Here is a 17,801-nt window from a genome sequence, read left to right on the forward strand (position 1 = left end):
CCCTACAGCATGGGAGCACGGGTGGCCGAATGCGCGGAAGGCGCGCCCGGCGGGGCGCGCCTTCCGGTGCGCGTCACACCGTGCGTGGGAGTCCGGTCGTCAGCGGGCGGCGGCGCCGCCGCGCAGCCTGGCCAGCCGGTCGGTGACGCCCCAGGTGGTCACCCGCCACAGCGCCTCGACCACGATGTTGCGGCTCATCTTGGACGCCCCGAGCTCGCGCTCGACGAAGGTGATCGGCACCTCGGCGACCTTGAAGCCGGCCTTCACCGTGCGCCAGGCCAGGTCGACCTGGAAGCAGTACCCGGCCGAGGCGACCTCGTCCATGCCCAGGCCCAGCAGGGTCTCCTTGCGGAACGCCCGGTAACCGCCGGTGACGTCCCGGATCGGCACGCCCAGCATCAGCCGCGAGTAGGTCGAGCCGCCGCGCGAGAGCAGCAGCCGCGACTTCGGCCAGTTGACCACCCGGCCGCCCGGCACCCAGCGCGAGCCCAGCACCAGGTCGGCGCCGCGCAGCGCGGCCAGCAGCCGGTCCAGTTCCTCGGGCTGGTGCGAGCCGTCCGCGTCCATCTCGACCAGGACGTCGTAGCCGTTGTCGATGCCCCAGCGGAAGCCCGCGAGGTAGGCGGCGCCCAGGCCCTCCTTGCCCTTGCGGTGCATGACGTGGACGTGCTCGTCCTCGACCGCCAGCTTGTCCGCCAGCTCACCGGTGCCGTCGGGGCTGTTGTCGTCGGCGACCAGCACGTGCGCCTCGGGCACGGCGGCACGGACCCGGCCGACGATCCGCTCGACGTTCTCCGCCTCGTTGTAGGTCGGGATGATCACCAGGACCTTGCCGAGATCAGCAAAACTCTGCTGGTTCACGGTCACGTACAAACCTCTCGGCCGATGGCGGGGGTGTCCGGGACACCGGCGCCCGCACTCTGGAACGCGGCTCCGCCGGCACCACCTGGCCGGGGTGGACCTCGGTGGCGAATTGCACGCAGGGCGGAGGCTACTGCGTCCTGGCATCCTACTACCGCGCCGGGAACCGCCGGTCCGAGCGCGGCACTCCCGCCGGACGCCCGCCGTTTCCCCGTGGGTGACACCGGTCGGCTAGGGTCGTTTCCCTTGCCCGTGCCCGGACAGCCCGCTCCGCCGGGCCCGCCCCGGCGATCCGGACTCGGGACGTCCGGGGCCGCCCAGACAGCGAAGGAGTAGGACCGCGCGCATGGACAGGCTCGTCAACACCGTCCGCCCGTACGCCTGGGGGTCGCTCACCGCCCTGCCCGAGCTGCTCGGGCAGCGGCCGACCGGTGAGCCGCAGGCCGAGCTGTGGATGGGCGCCCACCCCGGTGCCCCGTCGCACGCCGACCGCGGCGAGGGCCCGCGCCGGCTGGACGAGCTGATCGCGGCCGACCCCGAGGGCGAGCTGGGCGCGGCGAGCGTGGCCAGATTCGGCCCGGCCCTGCCGTTCCTCTTCAAGGTGCTGGCCGCGGGCATCCCGCTGTCCATCCAGGCCCACCCCACGCTCGACCAGGCCCGGGCCGGCTTCGCCGCCGAGAACGCCCTCGGCATCCCCCACGACGCCCCCGAGCGCAACTACCGGGACGCCAACCACAAGCCCGAAATGGTCTGCGCCCTGGGCGAGTTCGAGGGCCTGTGCGGCTTCCGCCGGCCCGCCGACGCGGCCCGGCTGCTGGCCGGACTCGCGGTGCCCGGGCTCGCCCCGGTGATCGATCGGCTGGCCGCCGGCGGGGGCACCCCCCGGCCGCAGGCCGCGGGAGAGTCCGAGGCGCTGCGCGGCGCCCTGACCGCCGCCCTCGCGCTGGACGGGGAGACCGTCCGGCGGACCGTCGAGGTGCTGGCGGCGACCGACCCCGACGGGGAGTACGCCCCGTACGCCCGGATCGCCGAGGACTTCCCGGACGACCGCGGCGTGATCGCCGGCATGCTGCTCAACCACGTCCGGCTGCGGGCCGGCCAGGCGCTCTACCTGGGCGCCGGGGTGCCGCACGCCTACCTGTCGGGCGTCTGCGTCGAGCTCCAGGCCAACTCCGACAACGTGCTGCGGGCCGGCCTCACCCCGAAGCACATCGACGTGCCGGAGCTGCTGGAGGTCGTGGTCTTCGCGGCCGGCGCCCCCGAGGTGCTGGAGCCGGCCCCGGTCGAGGGCACCCCGGGCGAGGAGCTCTACCCCGTCCCGATCGACGAGTTCCGGCTGTCCCGCTTCGTCCTGGACGGCGCCGCGCGCGAGATCGACGGCCGCACCCCGCAGATCCTGCTGTGCACCGAGGGCGGCGCCCGTCTGACCGCCGCCGACGGCACCGTGCTGGACCTGGCCCGCGGCCAGTCCGCCTTCCTCCCCGCCACCGGCGGCCCGACCCGCCTCTCCGGCTCCGGCAGCACGCTCTTCCGCGCCACCGTCACCGTCTGACTCCCCCGGCCCAGTCCCCGACGCCGACGCCGGGGCCGGGGCCGGGGCCGGCTCAGTCCCGGGTCATGTCGACGAAGCGCGAGTAGTGGCCCTGGAAGGCCACCGTGATGGTCGCGGTCGGACCGTTACGGTGCTTGGCGACGATCAGGTCGGCCTCGCCCGCGCGCGGCGACTCCTTCTCGTAGGCGTCCTCGCGGTGCAGCAGGATGACCATGTCGGCGTCCTGCTCGATCGAGCCGGACTCGCGGAGGTCCGAGACCATCGGCCGCTTGTCGGTGCGCTGCTCGGGGCCACGGTTCAGCTGGGAGAGCGCGATGACCGGGACTTCCAGCTCCTTGGCCAGCAGCTTGAGGTTTCGGGACATGTCCGAGACCTCCTGCTGACGGTTCTCGGCCCGCCGGGAGCCGCCGGACTGCATCAGCTGGAGGTAGTCGATGACGATCAGCTTGATGTCGTTGCGCTGCTTCAGCCGGCGGCACTTGGCGCGGATCTCCATCATCGACAGGTTCGGCGAGTCGTCGATGAACAGCGGCGCCTCGCTGACGTCCGGCATCCGCCGGGCGACCCGGGTCCAGTCGTCGTCCGTCATGTTCCCGGAGCGCATGTGGTGCAGCGCCACCCGGGCCTCGGCGGAGAGCAGGCGCATGGCGATCTCGTTGCGGCCCATTTCGAGCGAGAAGATCACGCTCGGCAGCTTGTGGTGGATCGAGCAGGCCCGCGCGAAGTCCAGCGCGAGCGTGGACTTGCCCATCGCGGGGCGGGCCGCGATGACGATCATCTGGCCCGGGTGCAGCCCGTTGGTGAGCTGGTCGAAGTCGGCGAAGCCGGTCGGCACTCCGGACATCTGGCCCTGCCGGGAGCCGATCGCCTCGATCTCGTCGAGGGCGCCCTCCATGATGTCGGCGAGCGGCGCGTAGTCCTCGTTGGTGCGCTGCTCGGTGACGGCGTAGATCTCCGCCTGGGCGGCGTTGACGATCTCGTCCACGTCGCCCTCGGCCGCGTAGCCCATGCCGGCGATCCGGGTGCCCGCCTCGACCAGTCGGCGCAGCACCGCGCGCTCGTGCACGATCTGGGCGTAGTACTCGGCGTTGGCCGCCGTCGGGACGGAGTTGACCAGGGTGTGCAGGTACGCGGCGCCGCCGACCCGCTGGAGCTCGCCGCGCTTGGTCAGCTCGCCGGCCACGGTGATCGGGTCGGCCGGCTCGCCGCGGGCGTAGAGGTCGAGGATCGCGCCGTGGACCATCTCGTGCGCGGGCCGGTAGTAGTCGGCCGGCTTGAGCACCTCGACCACGTCGGCGATGGCGTCCTTGGAGAGCAGCATGCCGCCGAGGACGGACTTCTCGGCGTCCAGGTCCTGCGGCGGGACGCGCTCGAAGCCGTCCACCGCGCCGGCGCCGTCGCCCTCGTCCCGGCGCTGCCAGCCGCCCTCGGGCCGACCGCCCTTGCCACCCTTCTGGAAGCCGCCCTTGCCGCCCTTCTGGAAGCCGTCGCGGCCACCGCCCTGACGGTCCTCGCCGCGGTTGCGGGAGACCGGCAGCCGGTCACCGGGGCCGTCCGGGAAGGGGGCGTCGTCGTAGGCGCCGACCGGGAAGGGGTCCTCGGTGGTCTGCCAGTCATCCTCCGGCGGCGGGGCGTCGTGGTCGTCGTACTGGGGGCCGGTCACGCGTGTTCCCCGATCAGCGAGTGGTGCGAAGTTGGAGCGGGCTTGCCGGTGGCTGGGTGGAGCGGATCCGATCCTCTTTGTACGCCACGGCTCCGACAAATCGGACGCCGGGGGCGGCGGGAGTGTCGGGCGGAGGGCCCACGCTAAGGCGCCGGACGCCCTTGCGCCAAGGCGGTTATCCACAGGGGGTGTGGATGAGCGGCCCCGTCCTGTGGAGAACTGCCGCAAAGCTGTGGACACCCCTGTGGACGTCCCTGTGGATAACCGGACGATCGATCCACCGTCAACCTGTTGACCTGGGATTACCCCGTCCCGGGCCTGTGCATGAGAAATTCTTCACACACCTCCGAACGGCTGTGGGCACAGAGCGGGCGAACCACGCCGCTCAAGATTTCGAGTAATAGGCATCAGGCACTTACATCCATTACCTGTGGATGAGTAGCCTGGTGCCCATGACCGCCTCGCCCCCGACCCCGGCTCCCTCGCGCCGCCGGCACGACCGGGAGATCCTCGCCCTGGCCGTCCCGGCCTTCGGCGCGCTCGTCGCCGAACCGCTCTTCCTGATGGCCGACTCGGCGATCGTCGGCCACCTCGGCACCCCCCAGCTGGCCGGGGTGGGCGTCGCCTCCGCCGCGCTCTCCACCGCGACCGGCGTGTTCGTCTTCCTCGCCTACGCCACCACCGCGGCGGTCGCCCGCCGGATCGGCGCCGGGGACCGCCGGGGCGCCGTGCAGCAGGGCGTCGACGGCATCTGGCTGGCGCTGGGCCTGGCCGTCCCGGTGGTCCTCCTCACCCTGCTGCTGGCCCCCTGGGCGGCCGACGCGCTGGGCGCCTCGGCCACCGCCGCGCCGCACGCGGTGACGTACCTGCGGATCAGCTCCCTGGGCATCCCCGCGATGCTCATGGTGCTCGCCGCCACCGGGGTGCTGCGCGGCCTCCAGGACACCCGCACACCACTGGTGGTGGCGGTCGCGGGCTTCGCCGCCAACATCGGCCTGAACGCCGGCCTGGTGTACGGCGCCGGGCTCGGGGTGGCCGGCTCGGCCTGGGGCACCGTGCTCGCCCAGACCGGGATGGCCGCCGCCTACCTGGTCGTGGTGGTCCGCGGCGCCCGCCGGGAGGGGGCCTCGCTGCGGCCGGATCCGGTGGGCATCCGGGCCGGTGCCAGGGCCGGCGGCCCGCTGCTGGTCCGGACGATCAGCCTGCGCGCGGTGCTGATGACCGCCACCGCGGTGGCCGCCCGGCTCGGCGACGACCAGGTGGCCGCCCACCAGATCACCATGGCGCTGTTCAACTTCCTGGCCTTCGCGCTGGACGCCATCGCGATCGCCGGCCAGGCCATCATCGGCCGCTACCTGGGCGCCTCGGACGCCCCCGGCGCCCGGGCCGCCACCCGGCGGATGGTCGAGTGGGGCATCGTCTCCGGGCTGGTGCTCGGCCTGCTGGTGGTGCTCGCCCGCCCGCTGTACGTCCCGCTGTTCACGCCCGACCCGGTCGTCCGGGCCCAGCTGGACACCGCCCTGCTGCTGCTCGCGCTCACCCAGCCGGTGGCCGGCCTGGTCTTCGTGCTGGACGGCGTGCTGATGGGAGCCGGCGACGGCCCCTACCTGGCCTGGGCCGGGCTCGCCACCCTGGCGGTGTTCGTCCCGGTGGCCCTGGCGGTGCCGGCCACCGGCACCGGACTGGCCGGGCTCTGGTGGGCGATGAACCTGTTCATGCTGCTGCGGGCCGGCTTCCTGGTCTGGCGCGCCCGCGGCGGCAAGTGGCTGGTCACCGGAGCGGTGCGCGGCTGAGGGCGGGGCCCGGCCGGAAAAGACCGAGGGCCGGACTCCCGGAGGAGTCCGGCCCTCGGGCCTTGGCTACGGAGCTCAGGCAGCCACGACGGCGACGTCGAGCTTGGCCACGACGTCCGAGTGCAGCTTGACCGAGACCTTGTGGGAGCCCACGGTCTTGATCGGCGAGGCGATCGCGACGGCGCGCTTGTCCACCGCCGGGCCGCCGGCGGCCTTGATGGCCTCGACGACGTCGGCCTGGGTCACCGAGCCGAACAGACGGCCGGCGTCGCCCGAGCGGACGGCCAGCTTGACCTGGACGCCCTCGAGCTGGCCCTTGACCTCGTTGGCGGCCTCAAGGGTCTGGATCTCGTGGATCTTCCGGGCGCGACGGATGGCGTCGACGTCCTTCTGACCACCCTTGGTCCAGCGGATGGCGTAGCCACGCGGGACCAGGTAGTTGCGGGCGTAGCCGTCCTTGACCTCGACGACCTCGCCGGCGGAACCGAGACCCGGCACCTCGTGCGTGAGGATGATCTTCATTACTTGGTCACCCTCTCTTAGCGCGCGGTGCTGGTGTAGGGCAGCAGCGCCATCTCACGGCTGTTCTTCACGGCCGTGGCGACGTCACGCTGGTGCTGGGTGCAGTTGCCGGTCACCCGACGGGCACGGATCTTGCCGCGGTCGGAGATGTACTTCCGCAGCAGGTTCGTGTCCTTGTAGTCAACGTAGTTGACCTTGTCCTTGCAGAAGACGCAAACCTTCTTCTTCGGCTTGCGAGCAGGCGGCTTCGCCATTGTGTGCTCCATTTGGGGTTCACGGTCCGGCGGGCGTCCGGGGACGCCGGCTGCCGGGCCGCACGAAATCTGTCAGCTCTTAGAACGGGGGCTCTTCCGAGTAGCCACTGCCACCGGACGGGGCACCCCAGCCGCCGCCCTGGTTTCCACCGGACGGGGCGCCGGAGGCCCAGGGGTCGTCGGAGGGGCCGGACTGGCCGCCGCCGGAGTTTCCACCCCAGCCACCGCCGCCCTGCTGGCCGCCACCGCCGCCGCCCCAGCTGCCACCGCCCTGGCCGCCACCCTGCTGGCCGCCGAAGCCGCCACCGGGGCCGCCGGACCGGTTGGCCCGGGTGACCTTGGCGGTCGCCGAGCGCAGGCTCGGGCCGACCTCGTCGACCTCGACCTCGAAGACCGTCCGCTTCTCGCCTTCCTTGGTCTCGTAAGACCGCTGGCGCAGTCGGCCCTGCACGATGACGCGCATGCCGCGCTGCAGCGACTCGGCCACGTTCTCCGCCGGCTGCCGCCAGACGTTGCACGTGAGGAAGAGGCTCTCGCCGTCCTTCCACTCGTTCGTCTGACGGTCGAAGGTGCGGGGGGTGGACGCGATGCGGAACTTCGCGACCGCCGCACCCGACGGGGTGAAGCGCAGCTCGGGGTCGTCGACGAGATTGCCGACGAGGGTGATGACGGTCTCGCCTGCCATGGTGGTGATGACCTCTCGGGAAGATGTCCGTTCACCGCTGTTTCACGTGAAACAGCGGACGCGAGCTACCCGAGACCCGAAGGCCTCAGAGGTGGCTCAGTGGGTGTCCGGGCGCAGGACCTTGGTCCGCAGAACCGACTCGCTCAGGCCCAGCTGGCGGTCGAGCTCCTTGACGACCTCAGGCGTGGCCTTGAGGTCGATGACCGAGTAGATGCCCTCGGACTGCTTGTTGATCTCGTAAGCCAGACGGCGGCGACCCCAGGTGTCGACCTTCTCCACCTTGCCACCCGCGTTGCGGACGACAGCGAGGAAGCTCTCGATCAGGGGGGAGACAGCGCGCTCCTCGACCGAGGGGTCGAGGATGACCATCAGCTCGTAGTGACGCATGAGTAACCCACCTCCTTTGGACTCAGCGGCCACGGTCTCTCCGTGGCAGGAGGGTTGTGCGTAGCGTCGGCACCGGAGCAGTGACGACTCCGGCCCACCGTAACGGCCGGGTCGGACAGTCGGCCCCGCTCCACCCGGAACGGGTGTCACCCGGAAGAGGGTGCAAAGGGGGCACAACTACACCAGTGCAGACGGCACAGCCTACCCGCACTCGGACGGCCGAACAAAACGCATAGGGGTTGTGAGAGCGGCCCAAGCACCGCAATCTGGACGGAACGGGATCCCTGCCCGTTCGTCTCCACGCCAGGAGGTGGGACCCATGGCCCAGTCCGTCCACCGCATGCCCGCCCTCACGCTGAACACCGACGGCCACCCGCACCCCCGCGAGAACGCCCTGGTGGGCATCACCGCCCTGCTGGGCGTGATCGCCTTCACCACCTCGTTCTTCCACAACCTGCACCTGCTGACCTCGTGGACCGGCCTGTTCGGCATCATCACGGGTCTGTGGGGCATGTTCGTCTCGGTCACCACCGCCGAGCGCTTCGTCCTGATGATCACACTCGGCGCCGCCGCCATCGGCTTCTACCTCGGCATCGCCCGCGGCGGCCTCTGGGGCTGACCCTCCCCCGGACCGCCCCCGCGCCGGCGTCCCCGCCCGAACCCCGCCCACCCCTTCGCCCCACTGGGACCGAACCCACAGGGCCCGTCCGGAACCCTCGCCGCCCCCGTCGCGTATCTGCAAGAGAAGACAGGTACCCGACGGGGGCGGCGCCGTGCCCGCAGCGGCGGGCGCCCGAGCCCCGGACGATAAGGTCAGCCCGAGAACCTGGGGCCACCGCAGCCCGACCGACGAGGAGCACCGAGCACATGAGCCTGCGCCTGAGGACGATCACCCGCGAGGAGCACCTCGCCTTCATCAGGAGCCGCGCCTCGGCCAGCCACATGCAGGTGCCGTCGTGGGGTGACGTGAAGGCCGAGTGGCGGTCCGAGTCGATCGGCTGGTTCGACGACGCCGACCAGCTCGTCGGCGCGGGCCTGGTCCTCTACCGCCAGCTGCCCAAGCTCAAGCGCTACCTCGCCTACCTGCCCGAGGGCCCGGTCATCGACTGGTTCGACCGCGACCTCGACCGCTGGCTCTCCCCGATGCTGGCCCACCTCAAGTCGCAGGGCGCGTTCTCGGTGAAGATGGGCCCGCCGGTGGTCATCCGCCGCTGGAACGCCCCCACCATCAAGGAGGCCATCGCCGCCAAGCAGGCCAAGCGGCTGCGCGACATCGAGGCCGACTGGTACGAGGCCCGCGCCTTCGAGGTGGCCGACCGGCTGCGCAAGGCCGGCTGGCTCCAGGGCGAGGACGGCGGCGCCGGCTTCGGTGACGTCCAGCCCCGCTACGTCTTCCAGGTGCCGCTGGCCAACCGCTCGCTGGACGACATCCACAAGAACTTCAACCAGCTCTGGCGCCGCAACATCAAGAAGGCCGAGAAGAGCGGCGTCGAGGTGATCCAGGGCGGCTACGACGACCTGCCGATCTTCCACCAGCTCTACCTGGTCACCGCCGAGCGCGACAAGTTCACCCCCCGCCCGCTGGCCTACTTCCAGCGGATGTGGAAGGCCCTCGTGGCCGAGGACCCGAACCGCATGCGGCTCTACATCGCCTACCACGAGGGCGAGCCGCTGGCCGCCACCACGATGCTGGTGGTCGGTGAGCACGTCTGGTACTCCTACGGCGCCTCGGCCAACCACAAGCGCGAGGTCAAGCCGTCCAACGCCATCCAGTGGCGGATGATGCGCGACTCCTACGCCCTGGGCGGCGGGGTGTACGACCTGCGCGGCATCAGTGACACCCTGGACGAGAACGACCACCTGTTCGGCCTGATCCAGTTCAAGGTCGGCACCGGCGGCCAGGCGGCCGAGTACCTCGGCGAGTGGGACTTCCCGCTCAACAAGCTGCTGCACAAGGCCCTCGACCTCTACATGTCCCGCCGCTGAGGAGGCTGACCCGATGACGCTGTCGCTCTACCTCGAGACCGAACGCTGGCGCACCCACCAGCGTTCCGTCCTCGCCGAGTTCCCCGGCCTGGTGCCGGTCGCCAAGGGGAACGGCTACGGCCTGGGCAACCACCGGCTGGCCGAGGAGGCGACGCTGCTGGGCACCGGGGTGCTCGCCGTCGGTACCGCGTACGAGGCGGCCGACGCCGCCGAGTGGTACGGCGGCGAGCTGCTGGTGCTCACCCCGTACCGGGTCGGCGAGGAGGTGCTCCCGCTGCCGCACGCCCGGGTGATCCGGACGGTGGCCTCGGTGGACGCCCTCCGCACCCTGCACGGCGCCCGGGTGGTGGTGGAGTGCATGACCACCATGCGCCGGCACGGCGTGAGCGCGGCCGACCTGCGCACCGTCGCCACCGAGCTGGAGGGCGTCAGCTTCGAGGGCCTGGCGCTGCACCTGCCGATGGACCGGCCGGACGGCTCCAGCCCGGTCGAGGAGGTCGCCTACTGGGTGGACACCGCCCAGGCGGCCGGCATCCCGGTGCACACCGTGTTCGTCAGCCACCTCGGCGCCGCGGGCATGGACCAGCTGGCCCAGCGCTACCCGCAGACGGTCTTCCGGGCCCGGATCGGCACCCGGCTCTGGCTGGGCGACCACGCCGCGCTGGAGGTCCGGGCCACCGTCCTGGACGTCACCCCGCTGCAGAAGGGCGAGCGCTACGGCTACCGCCAGCACCCGGCGCCCGCCGACGGCCACATCCTGGTGGTCGCCGGTGGCACCGCCCACGGCATCGGCCTGGAGGCGCCCAAGTACGTGGCGAGCATGGGGGCCCGGGCCAAGGGCATCGCCCGGGCCGGCCTGGCGACGGTCAACAAGACCAAGTCGCCGTTCCACTGGGCCGGCAAGCAGCTGTGGTTCGCCGAGCCGCCGCACATGCAGGTCTCGCTGCTGTTCCTGGACGGGGACACCAAGCCCCCGGCGATCGGCGAGGAGCTCGGCCTCCAGGTCCGGCACACCACCACGCACTTCGACCGCGTGGTGGACCGCTGAGCACTCCCCTGTTGGCGCTCGGCTCGCCTCCAGGCCGCGCCGACCCGGTGCCGACGGTCGGCGCTCCGGCGCTCGTACCTCGCTTGTCGCTTCTCCCCTTCGGCACCGGCGCCGCCCTTCGGCTCGCTCGCGAGAAGGCCTAGGCCTTCTCGGCCGGCTCCGGCAGTCCGGGCTCGTCGAGCCACTGCTCGGGGCCGGCCGGCGCGTACGCGGCGTAGCTCTCCTCCTCGCGCAGCCGGCGGGCGGTGCCCAGCACGGCCACGTCCGGGGCCTGGTCCAGCACCCCGCCGGAGGGGTCGTCGCTGCCGTCCCAGCGGACCGGGTCGCGGTCCGGGTGGAGGATGTCGCGGACCACCAGAGCGACCAGGTAGAGCGTGCCCAGCAGGTGCAGCCCGATCGCGAAGTGGTACCAGCCCTCGCTGATCCCGTGCTGCTTGGAGCCGGTGACCAGGCCCAGGTGGGACCAGATGCCCAGGGTGTAGAGCACCTCGCAGGCCTGCCAGATCAGGAAGTCCCGCCAGCGCGGCCGGGCCAGCACCGCGAGCGGCAGCAGCCAGAGCGCGTACTGCGGCGAGTACACCTTGTTGACCAGCACGAACAGCGCGACCACCAGGAAGGCCAGCTGGGCGAGGCGCGGCCGGCGCGGGGCCGAGAAGCCGAGCCACGCTATGGCCAGGCAGCCCAGCACCATCAGCACGCCGATGTAGACGTCGAGGTCGGCCAGCCCGGAGCCGCGGCGCTGCATCAGGATCAGCCAGAACGAGCCGTAGTCCTCGCCGCGGTGCTTGCTGAACACGTAGAAGGTCGACCAGCCCCGCCAGTTGGCCAGCATGATCGGCAGGTTGACCACCAGCCAGGAGCCGACCGCGCCGCCCAGCATCACCCTGAACTCGCGCCACTTGCCGGCCCGCCAGCAGAGCACCAGCAGCGGGCCGATCAGCAGCAGCGGGTAGAGCTTGGCCGCGGTGGCCAGGCCGATGAAGACGCCGGCCCAACCCGGCCGGGCGCCGGCCCACCAGGCCATCGCCACGGCGGCCAGGGCGACCGCGAGCAGGTCCCAGTTGACGGTGCCGTTGAGCAGCAGGACGGGGGCGAGCGCGAACAGCAGCGCGTCCCACGGGCGGCGCCGGTGGGTGCGCGAGAGCGCCACCACGGCGACCACCGCGCAGGCCATCAGCATCCCGGCGTTGATCGCCCAGAACCACTGCTCCTGGCTCTGCCGGTCCCCGCCACCGGGCGTCAGCCAGGCCGCGACCTGCATGAACAGGCCGGTCAGCACCGGGTACTCCAGGTACTGGAGGTCCCCCGAGGAGCCCGGGATGCGGTCCACGTACGGGTGCAGGCCGGCCGCGAAGCCGCGTCCGGAGAACAGGTGCGGGATGTCGCTGTAGCAGGCGTGGATGTACTGCGGCGAGCCCGGCTGGAACCAGGCCTGCTCGTAGCAGGGCAGCTTCTGCACCATGCCGAGCACCGAGACCACGATCACCGCGAGCGCCAGGAAGCGCGCCGGGATCCACCAGGAGACGCCGAGCAGCGCCCGGCGGCCGGGGGGCCCGCCGAACACCTCGCTGCCGGCCGCCGCCACCGGGTCCTCGTCGGCCGGGACGACGACGGTGTTGGCCGCCGGCGCGGCCGTGGCGACGGCAGCCGGGAGGGGCCCTGCGGCGGCGCCGGACCCGACCGGGCCGGCGGTTTCGTCACGATCGCTCGACGTCATGCCGGACATCCTGCCGCACCGATCCCGCCGGGACGAGGAGGCCCCCGCAACGGTCCGCGCCCCGGTACGGCGGGCGGGTGTGCCAATCGTGACGAATCCGGCAGCGGTCCCGTCGGCGGCGACGCCCCCGGCGGAACGGCGACGGAAGACGGCACAGGGGCGGCCGAGGGGCGACGGAGGGGCGACGGCCCCGACGGAAAACGGCGGTGGCGGCCCTCCGGGGAGGACCGCCACCGCCGTTCCGGGTTCCGCCCGGCCCGGGCTACTGCCCGGCCGGGACGCCCTGGAGGCCACCGGTGTTGCTCGGCGTCGGCTTGCCGCCGCCTCCGCCGTTGTGGCCGCCGTTGCCGCCGCCCGGCGTGGTGCTGTCCGTCGGCGCCGGCGGCGTCGGGCACCCGACCACCGGCAGGCAGGTGTTGCTCGGGTGCGGGTCCTTGGTCGGCTTGGTGCTCGGCGGGTCACCCGGGCAGTCCACGCCGGGCACGCAGGTCTGGGTGGGCTGCGGCTGTACCGGCGGCGCCGGCGCCTGGGTCTGCGCCGGGGCCGACGGGGTGTCGGTCGCGCTCGGGGTCGCCGACGGGCTGTTGGTGGACGGCGCGCCGGAGGAGTCCACCTCGGTGCCGACCGGCTGCGGGGTCGGGAAGTCCATCTTCTTCTCGTTGGCCAGCGCGGCCCTCATGTACCGGGTGAAGACGTCCGTCGGGATGTCACCACCGTGGATGGACTCCTTGCCGCCGGTGCCGTTCAGCGACTGCCGCTCGTGCTTGGCCGGGTCCTCGCGCCACATCGCGACGCTGGTCACCAGCTGCGGGGTGTAGCCGACCCACCAGGCCGACTTGTTCTGGTCGGTGGTACCGGTCTTGCCGGCCACCGGGCGGCCCAGGTCCTTCGTCTTCTTGCCGGTGCCGTTCACGGCCACGTTCACCAGCACGTCGGTGACGTTGTCGGCGACGGCCGGCTCCAGCGCGACCTTGGGGTCCTTCTTGCCGAAGCCCGGGCGCTCCACGCCGCTCACCTCGACCTTGGTGACCGAGTACGGCTCGGACTCCTTGCCGCTGGCCGCCAGGGTGCCGTAGGCGGTGGCCATCCGGATCGGGCTGATGGTGGAGGTGCCGAGCGGGAAGGTCGCCGTCTTCGGGTCGGCGAGGCTCTCCTTCTTGATGCCCATCTGCACCGCGATGTCGGCCACGTTCTGGCCGCCGACGTCCTGGTTGAGCTGGACGAAGGGCACGTTGTACGAGTACTGCATGGCCTGCCGCAGCGAGACGTAGCCGCGCTTGCCGGCGTCCTCGTTCTTCTGCCGGTACGGCTTGCCGTCGTCGCCGATCACCAGCGAGCCGTCCGGCTTGTGGATCTCGGACATGTCGTCGGCCAGGTAGCGGCTGTCGGCGTTGATCCGCTTCGGCTTGCCCTTGTCGTCCTTCGCGGTGAGCACACCGGTCTGCATCGCGGTGGCCAGCACGAAGGGCTTGAAGGTCGAGCCGACCTGGACGCCGGTGGCGTCGGCGTTGTTGTCGAAGTGGCCGTTCTCCACGCCGTCGCCGCCGTAGAGGGCGACGATCGCACCGTCGCCGGGACGGATGCTGGCGGAGCCGAACTGGATGTTGGTGTCGTTGTCCGGCCGCTTCTGCGGGTTGAGGTTCTCCGCCTTGACCTGGTCGACGGCCGTCTTCAGGGCGTCGACCTTGTCCTTCTCGAAGGTGGTGTAGATCTTCAGGCCGCCCCGGTCGATCATCTGCTGGGTGATCGTCTTGTCGGTGGCCATCACGTACTTGTTGGCGGTGTCGACCAGGTAGCTGATCTCGCCGTTCATGTTGGAGCTGGGCTTCTGCGGGATCGGGTCCGGGAACACGTTGCACTTGGCGCGCTCGTCCGGGGTGATGGCCTTGGTGTCCACCATCTGGTCCAGGATCCAGTTCCACCGGCCCTGGGCGCGTTCCTTGTTGTTCGGGTTGGTGGGGTCGTAGTACGTCGCGCCCTTGAGCAGTCCGGCCAGCATGGCGCTCTGGCAGACGTTGAGGTCCTTGGCGTCCACCCCGTAGTACGCCTGGGCGGCCGCCTGGGCGCCGTTCGCGCCGCGGCCGAACCAGCTGGTGTTCAGGTAGCCCTTGAGGATCTCGTTCTTGTCCTTGTCCTGGTTGATCTTCAGCGTGATGAAGAACTCCCGCACCTTGCGGGTGAGCGTCTGCTCCTGGCTCAGGTAGGCGTTCTTCACGTACTGCTGGGTGATCGTCGAGGCGCCCTGGGTCTCGCCGCCCTTCGCCATGTTGTACACGGCGCGGAGCATGCCCTTGGGGTCGATGCCCTTGTCGGTCCGGAAGCTCTTGTTCTCCGCGGCGATGACGGCGTTCTGGAGGTTCGGGCTGATGTCGTTGAGCTCGACGATCTGACGGTTGGTCTGGCCCTTGCGGGTCATCTCCGTGCTGTCGGCCCAGTAGTAAATGGTGTTCTGGTTGTTCACCAGGGCGTTCAGCTCGGGGACCTGGGTCGTCTGGTACAGGTAGAACACCAGGCCCACGAAGCAGCCGAAGACCAGCAGGAAGCCGCTCAGCCACTGCTTCCAGGACGGCAGCCAGCGCCGGACGCCGGTCTTGCCGAACCGCGGGTAGTCGATGAAGCGCTTCTTGCCGGGGCCGGCGGCCGCGGCGGCGGAGGCCGCGGCGGGACCGCGCTTGTCACCCCCCTTGCCCTTCTTCTGGGCAGCCTTGCGCATCTCCGCACGGGTCATCCGGGGCTGCTGTGCGGTCTCCCTGCCCCCCGAGGGGCGTCGCCGGTTGACACCGTCCGAGCTCAGCTCGTCGGGCCCCTGGCCACCGCCCCGACGGCCGCCGCCTCCCGGGGGCTGCTGCCCGTCACCGCCCGGGTTGGGCGTCCTTCGCCGTCGCTCGCTCATCTTCCAGCTACTCCTCGCCAGGCGTTTCCAGCCTGAAGGCAGGGTTCACGTCCGATGCCCGCAAAACCGCCCTGATCCCGGAGGTGGTCCTCGTGCACACGCGACAGCGTACGCAGCACTGAAATACAACTAATCGGACATCAGTTGCCAATGGGCACAAAACAACGACAGATCATTACACGCCCGTTGCCAACCCCACCCGCGCGTCGGCTTGTGATCACATTCACGCGTGCCCCTCTTGCCCCTGCCCGGGGCCGGGTTTACTGTTCTCGATATATCGAGCCGATACATCGAAGCGGAATACCGCCGAATGCGACGGCCGGACGGACGTCGAGCGGGAGGAGGAGGACGGCAATGGGCAGGCGCTCAGGAGTGCTGGAGTTCGCCGTCCTCGGACTGCTCCATGACGCCCCGATGCACGGCTACGAGCTGCGCAAGCGGCTGAACATCCTGCTCGGGACGTTCCGCGCGCTCTCCTACGGGACGCTCTACCCCTGCCTGAAGAACCTGGTCGCCCAGGGCTTCCTGGTCGAGGACAACCCGGACGTCGAGTACGTCCCGGCCACCGCGCTCAACGGCAAGCGGTCCAAGATCGTCTACCGGCTCTCCGCCGAGGGCAAGCAGCGCTTCGAGGAGCTGCTCGCCGACTCCGGCCCGGACGCCTGGGAGGACGAGCACTTCGGCGTGCACTTCGCCTTCTTCGGCCAGACCGACCGGGCCGTGCGGATGCGCGTCCTGGAGGGCCGCCGCAGCCGGCTGGAGGAGCGGCTGGAGCGGATGCGCAGCTCGCTGGCCCGTGCCCGCGAACGGTTCGACGACTACACCGTCGAACTCCAGCGGCACGGACTGGAGTCGGTGGAGCGCGAGGTCCGCTGGCTCAACGAGCTGATCGAGACCGAGCGGTCCAACCGCACCGGCCGGGCCGGCACCGATGCCGCCGGCCCTCACAAGACTTCGGACGGCCGTGGCCAGGAGGGCGGGTCCCAGGACCCGTCCGGTCCACCGTACGACCGCCCGGGGCGCTCCGCCCAGGAGCGCTGACACCGCGCCAGCCCTGTGCCGCGCGGCAGGATCGGGCGCCTCGCGCCCGTACATGCAGTCATCGAAGAAGCAGGACGAGTTCCGCCGACCCCGGCGGTCCTCATGAGATCACAGGGAGCAACCGGAATGGGTTCGGTTCGCGTAGCCATCGTGGGCGTGGGCAACTGCGCCGCGTCGCTGGTGCAGGGTGTCGAGTACTACAAGGACGCCGACCCGGCCGGCAAGGTCCCCGGGCTGATGCACGTCCAGTTCGGTGACTACCACGTCGGTGACGTGGAGTTCGTCGCCGCCTTCGACGTCGACGCCAAGAAGGTCGGCTTCGACCTGGCCGACGCCATCGGCAACAGCGAGAACAACACCATCAAGATCTGCGACGTGCCGCCGACCGGCGTGACCGTCCAGCGCGGCCACACCCTCGACGGCCTGGGCAAGTACTACCTGGAGACCATCGAGGAGTCGGACGAGGCGCCGGTCGACGTCGTCCAGGTCCTCAAGGACCGCCAGGTCGACGTCCTGGTCTGCTACCTGCCCGTCGGTTCCGAGGACGCGGCCAAGTTCTACGCCCAGTGCGCCATCGACGCCAAGGTCGCCTTCGTGAACGCCCTGCCGGTGTTCATCGCGGGCACCAAGGAGTGGGCGGACAAGTTCACCGAGGCCGGCGTGCCGATCGTCGGTGACGACATCAAGTCCCAGGTCGGCGCGACCATCACGCACCGCGTGATGGCCAAGCTGTTCGAGGACCGCGGTGTCATCCTCGAGCGCACCATGCAGCTGAACGTCGGCGGCAACATGGACTTCAAGAACATGCTCGAGCGCGAGCGCCTGGAGTCCAAGAAGATCTCCAAGACCCAGGCCGTCACCTCGCAGATCCGCGACCGCGAGCTGGGCGCCAGGAACGTCCACATCGGCCCCTCGGACTACGTGGCCTGGCTGGACGACCGCAAGTGGGCCTACGTCCGCCTCGAGGGCAAGGCCTTCGGCGACGTCCCGCTGAACCTGGAGTACAAGCTGGAGGTCTGGGACTCCCCGAACTCCGCCGGTGTCATCATCGACGCCGTCCGCGCCGCGAAGATCGCCAAGGACCGCGGCATCGGCGGCCCGATCCTCTCGGCCTCCTCGTACTTCATGAAGTCCCCGCCGGTGCAGTACTTCGACGACGAGGCCAAGGAGAACGTCGAGAAGTTCATCCGCGGCGAGGTCGAGCGCTGAGCGTTCGAGCGCTGAGGGACCGGTCCGAAGTCTGAGGTTCGACGTTCGAAGCTCTCCGGACCGCCCCCGTGGCTCACAGGAAGGGCCCACGGTCTCCCTTGGGTTCTAGGAGTCGTTGCAACATCCCAGTTCAGGGGATGCATTGGACTTCGAGATCCGCAGGGACCGGACGGCCCAGGGGCCTGTGAAG

Annotated in this window: 15 protein-coding genes; 7 read left to right on the forward strand and 8 right to left on the reverse strand. The window is 70.9% G+C overall.

The window, feature by feature from the left end; all coding sequences use genetic code 11:
* Positions 1 to 99: 99 nt before the first annotated feature.
* A complete protein-coding gene (locus tag ACIQ87_RS35315) occupies positions 100 to 867 on the reverse strand; it encodes a polyprenol monophosphomannose synthase (RefSeq protein WP_402415136.1) in 768 nt (255 codons plus the stop codon).
* Between the two features lie 340 nt (positions 868 to 1,207).
* Here ACIQ87_RS35315 and manA point away from each other — a divergent pair, with 340 nt between their 5' ends.
* On the forward strand, positions 1,208 to 2,413 hold the full coding sequence (gene manA, locus ACIQ87_RS35320; RefSeq protein WP_402415139.1) for a mannose-6-phosphate isomerase, class I: 1,206 nt from the start codon (positions 1,208 to 1,210) through the stop codon (positions 2,411 to 2,413).
* 52 nt (positions 2,414 to 2,465) lie between these two features.
* Here manA and dnaB read toward each other — a convergent pair whose 3' ends face one another.
* Positions 2,466 to 3,950: a replicative DNA helicase gene (gene dnaB / locus ACIQ87_RS35325; protein ID WP_402415171.1), complete on the reverse strand. Its 1,485-nt coding sequence runs from the start codon at positions 3,948 to 3,950 to the stop codon at positions 2,466 to 2,468.
* A 578-nt stretch (positions 3,951 to 4,528) separates the two neighbouring features.
* Here dnaB and ACIQ87_RS35330 point away from each other — a divergent pair.
* Positions 4,529 to 5,869: an MATE family efflux transporter gene (locus ACIQ87_RS35330; RefSeq protein WP_402415142.1), complete on the forward strand. Its 1,341-nt coding sequence runs from the start codon at positions 4,529 to 4,531 to the stop codon at positions 5,867 to 5,869.
* Positions 5,870 to 5,944: 75 nt separating this feature from the next.
* On the opposite strand, the gene rplI is transcribed toward ACIQ87_RS35330, so the two are convergent.
* The 4 genes from rplI to rpsF form a co-directional block, all read right to left on the reverse strand.
* Positions 5,945 to 6,391 carry a 50S ribosomal protein L9 gene (gene rplI / locus ACIQ87_RS35335; protein WP_402415144.1) on the reverse strand — a complete coding sequence of 149 codons (447 nt, stop codon included), beginning with the start codon at positions 6,389 to 6,391 and terminating at the stop codon, positions 5,945 to 5,947.
* 17 nt (positions 6,392 to 6,408) lie between these two features.
* Entirely contained in the window at positions 6,409 to 6,645 is a 237-nt protein-coding gene (rpsR, locus tag ACIQ87_RS35340) for a 30S ribosomal protein S18 (protein WP_030059640.1), read from the reverse strand.
* A gap of 79 nt (positions 6,646 to 6,724) precedes the next feature.
* Positions 6,725 to 7,330 carry a single-stranded DNA-binding protein gene (locus ACIQ87_RS35345; RefSeq protein ID WP_402415147.1) on the reverse strand — a complete coding sequence of 202 codons (606 nt, stop codon included), beginning with the start codon at positions 7,328 to 7,330 and terminating at the stop codon, positions 6,725 to 6,727.
* A 96-nt stretch (positions 7,331 to 7,426) separates the two neighbouring features.
* Positions 7,427 to 7,717, reverse strand: coding sequence for a 30S ribosomal protein S6 (gene rpsF, locus ACIQ87_RS35350; protein WP_188298654.1), 291 nt, complete (start codon positions 7,715 to 7,717; stop codon positions 7,427 to 7,429).
* A 319-nt stretch (positions 7,718 to 8,036) separates the two neighbouring features.
* Here rpsF and ACIQ87_RS35355 point away from each other — a divergent pair, with 319 nt between their 5' ends.
* The 3 genes from ACIQ87_RS35355 to ACIQ87_RS35365 all read left to right on the forward strand — a co-directional run bounded on the left by ACIQ87_RS35355 (position 8,037) and on the right by ACIQ87_RS35365 (position 10,751).
* Positions 8,037 to 8,336, forward strand: coding sequence for a hypothetical protein (locus tag ACIQ87_RS35355; RefSeq protein WP_392868643.1), 300 nt, complete (start codon positions 8,037 to 8,039; stop codon positions 8,334 to 8,336).
* Positions 8,337 to 8,584: 248 nt separating this feature from the next.
* Positions 8,585 to 9,703 (forward strand): lipid II:glycine glycyltransferase FemX, encoded by a 1,119-nt coding sequence (locus ACIQ87_RS35360; RefSeq protein WP_402415150.1) that lies wholly within the window; start codon positions 8,585 to 8,587, stop codon positions 9,701 to 9,703.
* Between the two features lie 13 nt (positions 9,704 to 9,716).
* Positions 9,717 to 10,751, forward strand: a complete 1,035-nt coding sequence (locus ACIQ87_RS35365) for an alanine racemase (RefSeq protein WP_402415153.1) — start codon at positions 9,717 to 9,719, stop codon at positions 10,749 to 10,751.
* Positions 10,752 to 10,890: 139 nt separating this feature from the next.
* Here the strand turns inward: ACIQ87_RS35365 and ACIQ87_RS35370 are convergent, their stop codons facing one another.
* The gene (locus ACIQ87_RS35370; RefSeq protein ID WP_402415156.1) at positions 10,891 to 12,468 is read right to left on the reverse strand and encodes a glycosyltransferase family 87 protein; all 1,578 of its coding nucleotides are present in this window, start codon (positions 12,466 to 12,468) and stop codon (positions 10,891 to 10,893) included.
* 262 nt (positions 12,469 to 12,730) lie between these two features.
* Entirely contained in the window at positions 12,731 to 15,196 is a 2,466-nt protein-coding gene (locus ACIQ87_RS35375; protein ID WP_402415159.1) for a transglycosylase domain-containing protein, read from the reverse strand.
* Positions 15,197 to 15,715: 519 nt separating this feature from the next.
* Between ACIQ87_RS35375 and ACIQ87_RS35380 the strand changes: the two genes are divergently transcribed.
* Together ACIQ87_RS35380 and ACIQ87_RS35385 are read left to right on the forward strand one after the other, a co-directional pair.
* A complete protein-coding gene (locus tag ACIQ87_RS35380) occupies positions 15,716 to 16,402 on the forward strand; it encodes a PadR family transcriptional regulator (protein ID WP_402415162.1) in 687 nt (228 codons plus the stop codon).
* A gap of 126 nt (positions 16,403 to 16,528) precedes the next feature.
* Positions 16,529 to 17,611: an inositol-3-phosphate synthase gene (locus ACIQ87_RS35385; RefSeq protein WP_402415165.1), complete on the forward strand. Its 1,083-nt coding sequence runs from the start codon at positions 16,529 to 16,531 to the stop codon at positions 17,609 to 17,611.
* Positions 17,612 to 17,801 lie beyond the last annotated feature (190 nt).

Source organism: Kitasatospora sp. NPDC096204, from assembly GCF_044763205.1.
Lineage (GTDB): Bacteria > Actinomycetota > Actinomycetes > Streptomycetales > Streptomycetaceae > Kitasatospora.